The organism is Rhodococcoides kroppenstedtii (assembly GCF_900111805.1).
Lineage (GTDB): Bacteria > Actinomycetota > Actinomycetes > Mycobacteriales > Mycobacteriaceae > Rhodococcoides > Rhodococcoides kroppenstedtii.
This window is the reverse complement of sequence record NZ_FOJN01000001.1, coordinates 194,469-207,762: the sequence shown is the minus strand read 5'-3', so window position 1 is coordinate 207,762 and position 13,294 is coordinate 194,469. Positions and strand designations below refer to the sequence as shown.

10 protein-coding genes are annotated in these 13,294 nt (G+C 69.8%); 4 read left to right on the top strand and 6 right to left on the bottom strand.

Annotation, left to right across the window (positions count from 1 at the left end):
• Positions 1-3 precede the first annotated feature (3 nt).
• On the bottom strand, positions 4-870 hold the full coding sequence (gene panB / locus BMZ18_RS00990; RefSeq protein WP_068365512.1) for a 3-methyl-2-oxobutanoate hydroxymethyltransferase: 867 nt from the start codon (positions 868-870) through the stop codon (positions 4-6).
• Positions 871-1,102: 232 nt separating this feature from the next.
• Between panB and BMZ18_RS00985 the strand changes: the two genes are divergently transcribed.
• The 3 genes from BMZ18_RS00985 (at position 1,103) to BMZ18_RS00975 (ending at position 7,181) form a co-directional block, all read left to right on the top strand.
• A complete protein-coding gene (locus BMZ18_RS00985; protein ID WP_068365526.1) occupies positions 1,103-2,653 on the top strand; it encodes an alpha/beta hydrolase in 1,551 nt (516 codons plus the stop codon).
• A 108-nt stretch (positions 2,654-2,761) separates the two neighbouring features.
• Positions 2,762-4,102, top strand: coding sequence for a type I glutamate--ammonia ligase (glnA, locus tag BMZ18_RS00980; RefSeq protein ID WP_068100336.1), 1,341 nt, complete (start codon positions 2,762-2,764; stop codon positions 4,100-4,102).
• A gap of 64 nt (positions 4,103-4,166) precedes the next feature.
• Positions 4,167-7,181 (top strand): bifunctional [glutamine synthetase] adenylyltransferase/[glutamine synthetase]-adenylyl-L-tyrosine phosphorylase, encoded by a 3,015-nt coding sequence (locus tag BMZ18_RS00975; RefSeq protein ID WP_068365511.1) that lies wholly within the window; start codon positions 4,167-4,169, stop codon positions 7,179-7,181.
• A gap of 62 nt (positions 7,182-7,243) precedes the next feature.
• Here the strand turns inward: BMZ18_RS00975 and BMZ18_RS00970 are convergent, their stop codons facing one another.
• The 5 genes from BMZ18_RS00970 to glnA (BMZ18_RS00950) form a co-directional block, all read right to left on the bottom strand.
• Positions 7,244-8,227, bottom strand: a complete 984-nt coding sequence (locus BMZ18_RS00970; protein WP_068365510.1) for a glycine betaine ABC transporter substrate-binding protein — start codon at positions 8,225-8,227, stop codon at positions 7,244-7,246.
• The gene (locus BMZ18_RS00965; RefSeq protein WP_068105343.1) at positions 8,228-8,962 is read right to left on the bottom strand and encodes an ABC transporter permease; all 735 of its coding nucleotides are present in this window, start codon (positions 8,960-8,962) and stop codon (positions 8,228-8,230) included.
• 74 nt (positions 8,963-9,036) lie between these two features.
• Positions 9,037-10,242 carry an ABC transporter ATP-binding protein gene (locus BMZ18_RS00960; RefSeq protein WP_068365509.1) on the bottom strand — a complete coding sequence of 402 codons (1,206 nt, stop codon included), beginning with the start codon at positions 10,240-10,242 and terminating at the stop codon, positions 9,037-9,039.
• The gene (locus BMZ18_RS00955; RefSeq protein WP_068100343.1) at positions 10,235-10,885 is read right to left on the bottom strand and encodes an ABC transporter permease; all 651 of its coding nucleotides are present in this window, start codon (positions 10,883-10,885) and stop codon (positions 10,235-10,237) included. The genes BMZ18_RS00960 and BMZ18_RS00955 overlap by 8 nt, the downstream gene beginning before the upstream one ends.
• A 236-nt stretch (positions 10,886-11,121) precedes the next feature.
• Positions 11,122-12,558: a type I glutamate--ammonia ligase gene (gene glnA, locus BMZ18_RS00950; protein ID WP_068100346.1), complete on the bottom strand. Its 1,437-nt coding sequence runs from the start codon at positions 12,556-12,558 to the stop codon at positions 11,122-11,124.
• Between the two features lie 218 nt (positions 12,559-12,776).
• Between glnA (BMZ18_RS00950) and BMZ18_RS00945 the strand changes: the two genes are divergently transcribed.
• Positions 12,777-13,250, top strand: a complete 474-nt coding sequence (locus BMZ18_RS00945; RefSeq protein WP_068365508.1) for an RDD family protein — start codon at positions 12,777-12,779, stop codon at positions 13,248-13,250.
• Positions 13,251-13,294: the final 44 nt, after the last annotated feature.

Genomic DNA, 13,294 nt, shown 5'->3' with positions numbered 1-13,294 from the left:
GTGTCAGAAGCTGTGCTCGGCCCCCGGGAACGAGCCCACACGCACCTCGCGCGCGTACTCCGCGGCCGCGCGGCGCAGCTCGTCGCCCACCGCGCCGAACCGCTTGACGAACTTCGCGGTGCGGCCGCTGGTGTAGCCCGCCATGTCCTGCCAGACGAGCACCTGGGCGTCGCAGTCGGGGCCTGCGCCGATGCCGACGGTGGGGATCATCAGCTTGCGGGTGACCTGGCCGGCGAGCTCGGCGGGGACCATCTCCATCACGACCGAGAACGCGCCGGCTTCCTGAACCGCGATCGCATCGGCGACGAGTCGCTCGGAGGCGTCCCCGCGGCCCTGGACTCGGAATCCGCCGAGTCCGTTGACGCTCTGCGGCGTGAAGCCGATGTGCGCCATGACCGGGATGCCCGCGGCGGTGATCGCGGCGATCTGCCCGGCGACCCGCTCGCCGCCCTCGAGTTTCACCGCGTGGGCCTGCCCCTCCTTCATGAACCGCACCGCCGTCTCCACGGCCTGCTGGGGGGTGGTCTCGTAGGTGCCGAAGGGCAGGTCGGCGACGACGAGGGCGTTCGGAGCGCCCCGCACCACGCCGCGCACGAGCGGAAGCAGCTCGTCGACGGTGACGGGAACCGTGGTGTCGTAGCCGTAGACGACGTTGGCGGCGGAATCGCCCACCAGCAGCACGGGAATGCCGGCGTCCTCGAAGATGCGGGCGCTGGAGTAGTCGTAGGCGGTGAGCATGGCCCACCGGTCGCCGGACGCCTTCATGGCCTGCAGGTGGTGGACTCGGGTCTTGCGGCCGGTCGGTGCGCCGTAGAGGGGGGTCTCGCCGGAATCGGCGGACGGATCGGTGCCGGGTGCAGAAGTGGACACGGAAGTCCCTTTCGTCCTCGAGGCCCGCCGTGCGGGTCCCCGGGTGGGTACTGACCAGGCAAGTCTGCCACCGACCCCGCCGGTCGCCGCTGTGGTGTCCGTCACCCTCGTCGCGATGTCGGCCGACCGTGCCACTATCGCAGGCGTGGTCCTCCCGCTCGGCGTGCGCCGTTCCCACCGTCCCCGCCGTGTCGACGCCGCGCGGTCGCTGCTGGTGCTCGCCGCCGTCTCCATGCTGGGGATCGCCGGTTGCGGACAGCCGGGCGGGACCGGGACCGAGACCGCCCCGAGCGACGAGGCACCGGCGGCCGCGGCCACGCCCGGGCCGGAGGTGCTGCCGGGCCCGGACGACCCGCGCCCGCGCACCCCGGCCGAGTACGCGGCCCAGCGGGTGAGCTGGGGTTCGTGCGACGGATTCGCCACGGACGGAACGGCTCTCGACACCGCCCTCGAGTGCGGTCGGGTTCTCGTCCCCCTGGACCACGACGACCCGGCAGGTCCGCTCGCATCGATCGCGTTGTCCCGCTCTCCCGCGACGGGCCCGGTGATCGGGTCGATGCTGGTGAACCCGGGCGGGCCGGGCGCGTCCGGACTCTCGACGGCCACGGTCGCCCGCGGTACCCCGGTGGCCGACCGACTCGACGTCGTCGGATTCGACCCGCGCGGCATCGGCGCCTCGGTGCCCGCGGTGCGCTGCGACACCGCGGCGGAGTTCGACGCCGAGCGTGCCGACGACGACGTCGACACCTCGCCCGCCGGGATCGCCGAGACCGAGTCGGAGAACGAGGCCTACGCCCAGCGCTGCGCGGACCGCAACGATCCGGTGCTGCTCGCGCACATGAGCAGCGAGGACGTCGCCCGCGACATGGACGTGATCCGCGCCGCGCTCGGTGACCGTGCGCTGACCTATCTGGGGTTCTCCTACGGCACCCGGCTCGGGTACACCTACGCCGAGCTGTTCCCGGACCGAGTGCGTGCGATGGTGCTCGACGGCGCCCTCGACCCCGCCGCCGACGTCTCGGAGGAGACCGTCGCCCAGGCCGCCGGCTTCCAGACGGTGTTCGACGCCTTCGCGACCGACTGCGCCGCGCGGGCCGACTGCCCGCTGGGGACGACGCCGGCCGACGCCGTGGCGCGGTTCCGCGCGCTGGTCGATCCGCTGATCGGGGCGCCGGTGCCGGCCGGGAACGGCAGGGCGCTGAGCTACGACGACGCCATCACCGGGGTCCAGCAGGCCCTCTACACCGAGCAGCTGTGGGAACCGCTGCGGCGCGGTCTCACCGAACTCGCGTCCGGCCGCGGCACGAAGTTGCTCGCCCTGGCCGACCTCTACAACCAACGTCTGCCCGACGGCAGCTACACCAACAGCAACGACGCCTTCACCGCCGTGCGGTGCGTCGACGATCCGCGGATCCAGGACCGCGCCGAGACGGGCGCGGTCGACCGCGAGTTCCGCGCCGCCGCGCCGTTCCTCGACGACGGCCGCGGCACGGGGGAGGCACCGCTGGACTCGTGCGCGTTCTGGCCCGTGCCGACGCGCGCCGATCCGGGTCGGCTCACGGTGACGGGCCTGCCGCCCACCGTCGTCGTCTCCACCACTGCCGACCCCGCGACGCCGTACGAGGCGGGTGTCGCGCTCGCCGACCAACTCGGCGCGGCCCTGGTGACGTTCGAGGGCGACCGGCACACGGCGTCGTTCGACGGGGTGGCGTGCGTGGACGACGCGGTGACGGACTACCTCGTCGACCTCACGGTGCCGCCGGCCGGTCTGCGCTGCCCGTGACGCGCCGGACCCCGGCGCTGTCCGACGCGCCGGACCCCGGCCCTGTCCGACGCGCCGGACCCCGGCGATGTAACACGGATTTAATGCGGCGTGCCTAGCCTGACGGTCATGGATCGCCAAAAGGAATTCGTGCTGCGCACGCTGGAGGAGCGCGACATTCGATTCGTGCGCCTCTGGTTCACGGACGTGCTCGGATACCTCAAGTCGGTGGCGATCGCTCCGGCGGAACTCGAAGGTGCCTTCGAGGAGGGCATCGGCTTCGACGGGTCCGCCATCGAGGGTTTCTCCCGCGTGTCCGAGGCGGACACGGTGGCCAAGCCCGACCCCACCACGTTCCAGATCCTGCCGTGGACCACCAGCAAGGGTGAGCAGCACTCCGCCCGCATGTTCTGCGACATCGCCATGCCGGACGGCTCGCCGTCGTGGGCGGATTCGCGGCACGTCCTGCGGCGCCAGCTGAGCAAGGCCGGCGACCTCGGGTTCAGCTGCTACGTGCATCCGGAGATCGAGTTCTTTCTCTGCAGCGAGATGCCCGACGACGGGCGTCCGCCCACCCCGGCCGACAACGGCGGGTACTTCGACCAGGCCGTGCACGACTCCGCGCCGAACTTCCGCCGCCACGCGATCGACGCGCTCGAGTCCATGGGCATCTCCGTCGAGTTCAGTCATCACGAGGCCGCGCCCGGCCAGCAGGAGATCGACCTGCGGTACGCGGACGCGCTGTCGATGGCGGACAACGTGATGACCTTCCGCTACGTGGTCAAGGAGGTCGCGATCGAGGAGGGCGTGCGCGCGACGTTCATGCCCAAGCCGTTCAGCGATCAGGCCGGCTCGGCGATGCACACCCACATGAGTCTGTTCGAGGGCGAGACCAACGCCTTCCACAACCCGGACGATCCGATGCAGCTCTCGGACACCGGGAAAGCCTTCATCGCCGGGATCCTCGAGCACGCCAACGAGATCAGCGCGGTCACCAATCAGTGGGTCAACTCGTACAAGCGCCTCATCCACGGTGGGGAGGCTCCGACGGCGGCGTCGTGGGGCCCGTCCAACCGCTCCGCGTTGATCCGCGTGCCGATGTACACGCCGAACAAGGCGTCGTCGCGGCGCGTCGAGATCCGCAGCCCCGACTCGGCCTGCAACCCGTACCTCACGTTCGCCGTGCTGCTGGCCGCCGGACTGCGCGGCATCGAGCAGGGGTACGAGCTGCCGCCGGAGGCGGAGGAGGACGTCTGGTCGCTCACGTCCGCCGAGCGGCGTGCCATGGGGTACCGCGAGCTGCCGAGCAGTCTCAACGAGGCGCTGGCCGCGATGGAGAAGTCCGAACTGGTGGCCGAGACGCTCGGCGAGCACGTGTTCGACTATTTCCTGCGCAACAAGCGTCGTGAGTGGGAGTCCTACCGGTCACGCGTGACGCCGTTCGAGCTCGAGACCTACCTCGGACTGTGAGCCGTAGCGCCGCCGGCAGCGTGTCGCCCGTTCGACGAGTCCGTTCGACCCGAGAGAGTGCCCGATGACTCCACCGCCCGGCCGATCCACTCTGCCCAGTCCGGGGCGACTGGGTCTGGTCGCGGAGACCGCGTCGGCCGACCTCGCGCGCCTGGGATGGACCGGTGAGGCCGACGTGGACCTGCTCTGGTCCTTGTCGCGCTCGCCGGACGCGGACCTCGCGCTGCGCACGGTGGTGCGTCTCGCCGAGGGATTGGGCGACGGGTGGTCCGACCTCGACACCGCCCTGCGCCGCGACCCGCTGGTGCGCGGACGCCTGCTCGCCCTGGTGGGCTCGTCGGCCGAGCTGGGGGACCACCTGGTGGGGCAGCCGGAGAAGTGGCGTCTGCTCGCCGAGCACCGGACGGCGCTGCCTACGCCCGACGAGGTGCGGTCCGATCTTCTCGGGGCCGTGGAGGCAACCCCCGAGACGGGGGAGTGCGCGTCCGACGGACTGTTCCGCGCGGCACTGACGGGACCGAAAGCCGTTCTGGCGCTGCGCACCGTCTACCGCGACCATCTGATGATCCTGGCCGCCGCGGATCTCGCGGCGACGGTGGAGAACGAAGCCGTCGTTCCCTACGAGACGGTCGCTCGTCACCTGTCCGACCTCGCGGACGCCGCGCTCACCGCCGCCTTGGCCGTTGCCGTCGCCACCACGTTCCCCGACGAGCCGTGCTCGGTGCGGCTCGCGGTGATCGCCATGGGCAAATGCGGTGCGCGCGAACTCAATTACGTCTCCGACGTGGACGTCGTCTTCGTGGCGGAACCGGCGACCACCGCCGCGACGCGGCTCGCGGGCGAGCTCATGCGCGTGGGGTCGTCGGCCTTCTTCGAAGTCGACGCGGCGCTGCGGCCCGAGGGCAAGCAGGGCGAGCTCGTGCGCACCCTCGACTCGCACCTCGCCTACTACCAGCGGTGGGCGAAGACCTGGGAGTTCCAGGCGTTGCTCAAAGCCCGCGCGATGACCGGCGACGTCGAGCTGGGCGCTGCCTACGTCGCCGCCGTGACGCCACTGGTGTGGAACGCGAGCGAGCGCGAGGACTTCGTCCCCGAGGTGCAGGCGATGCGCCGACGGGTCGAGGAGATGGTGCCGCCGGAGCTGCGCGAGCGGGAGATCAAGCTCGGCCGCGGCAGTCTGCGCGACGTGGAGTTCGCCGTGCAGTTGCTGCAGATGGTGCACGGTCGCGGCGACGAGTCGCTGCACGTGCAGAGCACGGTGTCCGCGCTGTCCGCGCTGGCGGACGGCGGGTACGTCGGCCGTGACGACGCCGCCAACCTCACCGCGTCCTACGAGTTCCTCCGGCTGATCGAGCACCGGCTGCAACTGCAGAAACTGCAACGGACGCACACCCTTCCGCCGTTCGACGACGACGAGGCCCTGCGGTGGCTGGCCCGCGCCGCGCACATGCGACCCGACGGCAACCACGATGCGCTGGGCGTCCTGCGCCAGGAGATCCGCCGCAACGCTCAGCGCATCCGACGGCTGCACGCCCGTCTGTTCTACCGGCCGCTGCTCGAGTCCGTCGCTCGGCTCGACAGCGACACGCTGCGCCTGAGCGCCGACTCGGCCAAGCGGCAGCTCTCCGCCCTCGGCTACTCGGCGCCGCAGAACGCGCTCGGACATCTCACCGCCCTGGTGGGCATGGGTGCACGCAAGGGTCGTATCCAGTCGATGCTGCTGCCGACGCTGCTCGAATGGCTCGGCGACACACCGGATCCCGACGCCGGCCTGCTCGCCTATCGGCGTCTGTGCGAGGAGGTCGCGGAGCAGTCCTGGTTCCTGCGTCTCGTGCGTGACGAGGGCCCGGTGGCGCAGCGGCTGATGCGTGTCCTCGGCTCGTCGGAATACCTGCGCAGCGTTCTGGTCAACGCCCCCGAGGTCATCCGCCTCTACGGCGACGGCGCCTCCGGGCCGAACCTGCTCGACGTCGACCCCACCGAGACGTACGGGGCCATTCTCAAATCGTCCGCACGCTACGAGGATCCGGTGCGTGCCGTCGGTGCTGCCCGGTCGTTGCGCCGTTACGAACTCGCCCGCGTCGCGTCCGCCGACATCCTCGGCCTGCTCGACGTGCCCGAGGTGTGCCGGGCGCTGTCGTCGGTCTGGGCCGCGGTCATCAACGCCGCGCTCGACGCGGCCGTTCGTGCGTCCGTCGCCGACCGCGGCGAGCCCGCCCCGGCCACGATCGCCATCATCGGCATGGGCCGTCTCGGCGGCGGAGAACTGGGCTACGGGTCCGACGCCGACGTGCTGTTCGTATGCGAGCCCGTGCCGGGTGCCGACGACGCCGAGGCCGTCAAGTGGGCCAACGCCATCGCCGACCGTGTCCGCACGCTGCTCGGCTCACCCAGCCAGGACCCGCCCCTCGAGGTGGACACCGGACTGCGGCCGGAAGGCCGTCAGGGCCCCGTCGTGCGCACGCTGTCGGCGTACGAGGCGTACTACACCCAGTGGGCGCAGCCGTGGGAGATCCAGGCGCTGCTGCGCGCCCACCAGGTGGCCGGGGATCAGGACCTGGGGATCCGCTTCCTGCTCGTGGCGGACTCCGTCCGCTACCCGGAGGGCGGTGTCTCCGAGGAGGCCGTACGCGAGATCCGGCGCATCAAGGCTCGCGTGGACGCGGAACGTCTGCCCAAGGGGGCGGACCCCACCACCCACACCAAACTCGGACGAGGCGGTCTGGCCGACGTCGAGTGGACCGTGCAGTTGCTGCAGCTCCGTCACGCCCACCGCGTTCCGGCGCTGCACAACACCTCGACCCTGCAGGCGCTGGACGCCATCGGCGCGGCCGAACTCATGAGTCCGGGCGACGTCGACCTGCTCCGGCAGGCGTGGCTCACCGCGACCAAGGCGCGCAACGCCCTGGTCCTGGTGCGCGGCAAGCCCACAGATCAACTGCCCGCCCCCGGCAAGGTGCTCTCCGCCGTCGCGCAGGTCGCCGGCTGGCCGGGCGGTGACGCCGGGTCCTTCCTGGACAACTACCTGCGTGTCACGCGCCGGGCGAAGAACGTGGTCGAACGGGCGTTCGGGAGCTGACGGGTGCTGCGGCTCAGTCGGTGCCCGCGGGGATGATCAGTCGGCACCGCCGACGGTGTCGGCTAGTCGGCACCGCCGACGGTCACGAACCCTTCCTGCACCATCCAGTCCCGCGCCACCTCGGCCGGCTCCCGGCCGTCGACGTCGACTTCCTTGTTGAGCTCGGTGATGGCGTCGTTGGTCAGCGCCGCCGAGACGGGGGCGGTGATCTCCGCGATCTCCGGGTACCGGTCCGCCACCTCCTGGCGCATGGTGACGGTGGCGTTGTAGCGCGGGAAGAACGACTTGTCGTCCTCGACCACCACGAGGTTCAGGCCCTTGATGCGGCCGTCGGTGGTGAACACCTCACCGAACTTGCACTGCGACCCCTCGGCGGTCGCCTGGTAGATCACGCCGGTCTGCAGGATCTGCCGCGGCACGGCGTTGGCGTCGAACCCGTACGTCGCCGCGAGGCCGGGGAAACCGTCCTGGCGGGAGTTGAACTCGGTCTCCACGCACACCGACGCGGCGGCGGGGTCGGAGTTCGCCAGCGCGGCGTAGTCGGAGAGGGTCTTCACGCCCGTCGCCTCCGCCGTCTGCTGGTTCATCGCGAGTGCGTAGGTGTTGTCCATCGGCGCCGGGTTGACCCAGACGATGCCGTTCTCCTCGTCGGCGTCCCGCACCGCGTCGAACTGTGCGGTGGCGTCGGCGATCGGGGTCTCGTTGCCCAGGTAGTTGATCCAGCCCGTGCCCGTGTACTCGTAGGCCAGGTCGACCTGGCCGCTGATCATGGCCTGCCGCGTGCTGTTGGACCCCGAGATGTTGGTGAGGTCGCGGACGTTCGCGCCCGCCGCCTCCAGGGCGAATTCGAGGATGTAGCCGAGCACGATCTGCTCGGTGAAGTCCTTCGACCCGACGGTCAGTTCGGCACCCTCGAGTCCGGGCTGGGCGGTGATGCTGCCCGGCCCGACGTCGAGCGGGACCGCGCTGCCGGACTGCAGCCCGCAGCCGGCGAGGAGGAGGGAGGAGGCGCCGAGCGCCGCGAACAACCGTGTAATGCGGCGCATCTAGCGAAGTCCCTTCGGTCCGAGATAGGCCTCGGCGAGCGCGCCGAGCCAGTCGACGAGCAGGGCGAGTGCGACGGCCAGGACGGCACCGACGACGAGGATGAGCGGCTGGTTGAGTTTGTAGCCGGTGTCGATGAGCACGCCCAGACCACCGGCGCCGACCAGGAAGCTCAGCGTGGCGGTACCGACGGCGAGCACGAGCGAGGTGCGCAGGCCCGCCAGGATGTACGGCACGGCTAGCGGGAACTCGATGCGGCGCAACACCCCACCGCTGGACATGCCCTGCCCGCGGGCGGCGTCGATGTAGCTCGGATCGACCTGCTGGAAGCCCAGCATCGTGTTCCGCAGGACCGGCAGGAGCGAATAGAAGGCGATGGGCAGCACGCCGATCCAGAAGCCGGTAGTGCTGGTCAGCAGGAAGAGCAGCACCAGCAGACCGACCGCCGGAGCGGCCTGTCCGATGTTGGCGATTCCGATGAAGATCGGCGCGAGTCTGCGGTACCCGTTGCGGGTCAACAGGATTCCCAGGGGAACGGCCACCAGGACGACGAGGGCGGTCACCACGAAGGTGATGAGGACGTGCTGCAGCACCGTCTCGGAGATCGTGCCGATGTTGATGGTCTCGGCCTGGGTGGCCGTCAGCTCCCGGGTGAGGGCGTAGGTCAGCAGGACGGCGACCATGACGACGACGATCAGCGGCTGGATGAGCAGGCGGATTCGTTCCGCGCGCCGCACGGCGCGGGCCGCGGACTCCGCGTCGGCGGCCGGGTCGACGTCACCGCCGAGGGCAGGCGCCTCCGACGCGGTGGTCACGAGGACGCTCCCGCCGCGGCCGGCGACGCGGCCGGATCCTGATCGACGTGGTCGTCGGCGTGCGCCGAGCGGATGGTCTTGATGGTGTCGATCAACTGCTCGATGGTGATGGTGCCGACGTACTCGCCGCGGTTGCCGGTCACGGTGGCCGTCGCATTGCCCTCGGCGAGAAGGGCTTCGAGCGCGTCCTGCAACGTCGACTGCGTCGAGACCAGTTCTCCGATCGGGACGCCGACGTCGCGGAGGCTGCCGACACCTTTCAGATGGCGTCGGTCGGTCCACCGCACCGGGCGACGCCGCTCGTCGAGAATCAGACCCCAGGCCTGCGGGTCGGAACCGAGGGCGGCGTTCATGGATTCGACGGGCTCGTTCTCGCCGAACGCGGGCACGTCGGACAGTTCGATGTCGCGCACGCGCATGAGGGTGAGCTGCTTGAGTGCGGCGCCGGCACCGACGAAGCCGGCCACGGTGTCGTCGGCGGGGTTGGCGAGGACGGCCTCCGGTGTGTCGTATTGGAGGATCCGCGACTGGTTGCCCAGGACGGCAATACGATCGCCGAGTTTGACCGCCTCGTCGAAATCGTGGGTGACGAAGACGATGGTCTTGCCGAGTTCCGACTGCAGGCGCATGAGTTCGTCCTGCAGCAGACCCCGAGTGATGGGGTCGACGGCCCCGAAGGGCTCGTCCATGAGCAGTACCGGGGGATCGGCGGCGAGGGCTCGTGCCACGCCGACGCGTTGCTGCTGACCACCGGAGAGCTGCCGCGGGTAGCGGCCGCGGTACTGGGCCGGGTCGAGACCGACGAGGTCGAGCATCTCGTCGGTGCGACTCTCGATCTTCTTCTTGTCCCACCCGATGAGCCCCGGCACGATGCCGACGTTCTGCGCGATGGTCATGTGCGGGAACAGTCCCGCCTGCTGGATGGAGTACCCGATGGTGCGCCGGAGCTCGTTCGGGTCGATCGACAGTGCGTCCTTGCCGCCGATGGTGATGCGACCCGACGTCGGCTCGATCAGGCGGTTGATCATCCGCATGGTGGTGGTCTTGCCGCAGCCCGACGGGCCCACCAGGACGACCACCTCGCCGGCCGGAATCGTCATCGACACGTGGTCGACGGCGGCGTTCTTCTGGCCCGGGTAGGACTTGGTGACGTCCTCGAGCACGATCTCCGCGCCGGTGGTGGTGCGATTGCTGTCAGTCACGGATACCCCTCGAGGTGGTGAGCTTGCCGACGAGCACGTAGATGCCGTCGAGAATCAACGCCAGGACGACGATGAGAACGGTGCCGGTGAGGGCCTGGGGAACAGCGGTGGGGCTGCCGACGCGGGCGAGGCCGGAGAAGAGCAGGTTGCCGAGGCCCGGGCCCTTCGCGTACGCCGCGATGGCCAGGATGCCCATCGCCATCTGCGTGCTGACGCGCATGCCGGTGAGAATGGACGGCCACGCGAGCGGAATCTCGATGCGCCGCAACACCGCGACGCGGCTCATGCCGATGCCGCGGGCGGCGTCGCTCACCGCGGGGTCGACCGCCGCGAGTCCCACCACCGTGTTCCGGATGATCGGGAGCAGCGAGTAGAGCACCAGGGCGGTGACCGTCGGGCCGACACCGAGTCCGAGGATCGGGATGAGCAGGCCCAGGAGGGCGAACGACGGGATGGTCAGAACGGTGCTGGCCAGGGCCGTCGCCACCGCGGACCCCGCAGGACTGCGGTACACCAGGATGCCGATGACGACGCCGAGCAGAGTGGCGATGAGCACGCACTGCACGACGGCGGAGACGTGCAGGTAGGAATCGATCGCGAGCTGCTTGCGCCGCCCGACCACGAAGTCCCAGAGGGCATCCATCAGGCGCAGATCCTTTGTTCGGGAACAGTGGGGCGCAGCGGCACGTGTGCACCGCGCCGTCCGGATCTGCGGGTGGATCGGCACCCACGGCCCATCGGGACGTTCCCACTTCTACCCCGATCGATGCCGAGACAAACGGAAACGGCGATATCGGCGGCCGAATCGAGACCGCCCGGTGAACGCCGAACGCCCGGCCGGAGAGATCCGGGCCGGGCGTTCGGGGTGCGATCGAGTGATCAGCAGTCGTAGTAGAGCTGGAACTCGTAGGGGTGCGGACGGAGGTTCACCGGGGCGATTTCCGACTCGCGCTTGAGCGAGATCCAGGTCTCGATCAGGTCGGTGGTGAACACGCCACCGGCCGTCAGGTACTCGTGATCCTGCTCGAGGCGGTCGATCACGGCCGGCAGCGAGGTCGGTGCCTGCGGGATGTTCTTGGCCTCCTCCGGCGGGAGCTCGTAGAGGTCCTTGTCCACCGGAGCGAGCGGCTCGATCTTGTTCTTGATGCCGTCCAGGCCGGCCATCATCTGCGCGGCGAACGACAGGTACGGGTTGCCGGACGCGTCGGGCGCGCGGAACTCGAGGCGCTTGGCCTTCGGGTTGTTGCCCGTCGTCGGGATGCGCACCGCGGCGGAGCGGTTACGGCCCGAGTACACCAGGTTGATGGGGGCCTCGTAGCCCGGCACCAGACGGTGGTACGAGTTGATCGTCGGGTTGGTGAACGCCAGCAGCGACGGCGCGTGGTGCAGGATGCCGCCGATGTAGTGACGAGCCAGGTCCGACAGACCGGCGTAGCCCTTCTCGTCGTAGAAGAGCGGCTTGCCGTCCTTCCAGAGCGACTGGTGCACGTGCATACCGGAGCCGTTGTCGCCGAAGAGCGGCTTGGGCATGAAGGTCGCGGACTTGCCGTGCTGCCACGCGGTGTTCTTGACGATGTACTTGAACAGCTGCAGATCGTCGGCCGCACGCAGCATCGTGTTGAACTTGTAGTTGATCTCCTGCTGGCCGCCGGTGCCCACCTCGTGGTGGCCGCGCTCGAGCTCGAAGCCCGCGTTCTGCAGGTTGGTGGAAATCGCGTCGCGCAGGTCGACGTAGTGGTCGTACGGCGCGACCGGGAAGTATCCGCCCTTGGGGCGAACCTTGTAGCCGAGGTTGGGGGAGCCGTCGATCTCGGCCTCCGCGCCGGTGTTCCAGGCGCCGGAGCTCGAGTCGAGCTCGTAGAACGCGCCGTTCATCTGCGAGTCGTAGCGCACCGAGTCGAAGATGTAGAACTCCGCCTCGGGACCGAAGTACGCGGTGTCGGCGATGCCCGTCGAGACCAGGTACTCCTCGGCCTTGCGCGCGACGTTGCGGGGGTCGCGGCTGTAGGACTCACGCGTGTACGGATCGTGGACGAAGAAGTCCATGTTCAGCGTCTTCGCGCGACGGAACGGGTCGATCTGCACCGTGCCGTAGTCGGGAAGCAGCATCATGTCCGACTCGTGGATCGACTGGAAGCCGCGGACCGACGAACCGTCGAAGGCGAGGCCGTCCTCGAGGGTGTCCTTGGTGAAGGCCTTCGCTGCGATCGAGAAGTGCTGCTGAATGCCCGGGAGGTCCGTGAAGCGGATGTCGACGTATTCGATGTCCTCGTCCGCGATGTACTTGATGACCTCTTCGGCCGTGGTGAAAGCCACGCTTGTGCTCCTTCTGTGTCGAGTGCCGATCCGCGTCGATCCGTCACCGGGTGCGCGGCAGCTCCGTCGAGGCACGACGGTAGGGAAGCGGTGTTGCCTGACCGTCAAGCCCGTGTTTCGTCGGTGTTACGGAGGTTACGCACGCCACGTCGTCCCGACCTGCGGACCGCCTATCCTGGGGTCATGGCTCTCGACCTCTGCACGGCAGGTGACCGCTGATGGCGCGCGCGACAGGGTCGTGGCTGTCCGGCCCGGCGGCGGCGAACCCCGGCGGTGACCACGACGCCCAGGCCTACCAGGGCGAATACCTGGGACTGCCGAAGACCGGTCGCGGCTCGCTCGCGGCGACGCCCCGCCGGGTGGCCGCCCTCACCATCGATTGGCTGATGTCGATGGGGGTGTCCGCGCTGTTCCTCGGCGCCGCGCTCGACGGGGGGTATCTCTCGACGGCGACCCTGGGCGTGTGGTTCGTCCTGGGCGTTCTCAGCGTCAGCCTGTTCTCGTTCACGCCCGGCCAGTTCGTCATGGGAATCCAGGTGGGGCGGATCGACGGGCCGGGACGCGTCGGCGTCGTACGCGCGCTCGTCCGTCAGGTCTTCCTCGCCGCCGTGGTTCCCGCCGTCATCTCCGACATCGACAGCCGCGGCATGCACGACCGCGCCACGGGAACGGCGCTGCTGGTCGCCCGCTGAGCCGGCAGAACGACGAACTCCCGCGCTGCGACTCGTCTCCGGCG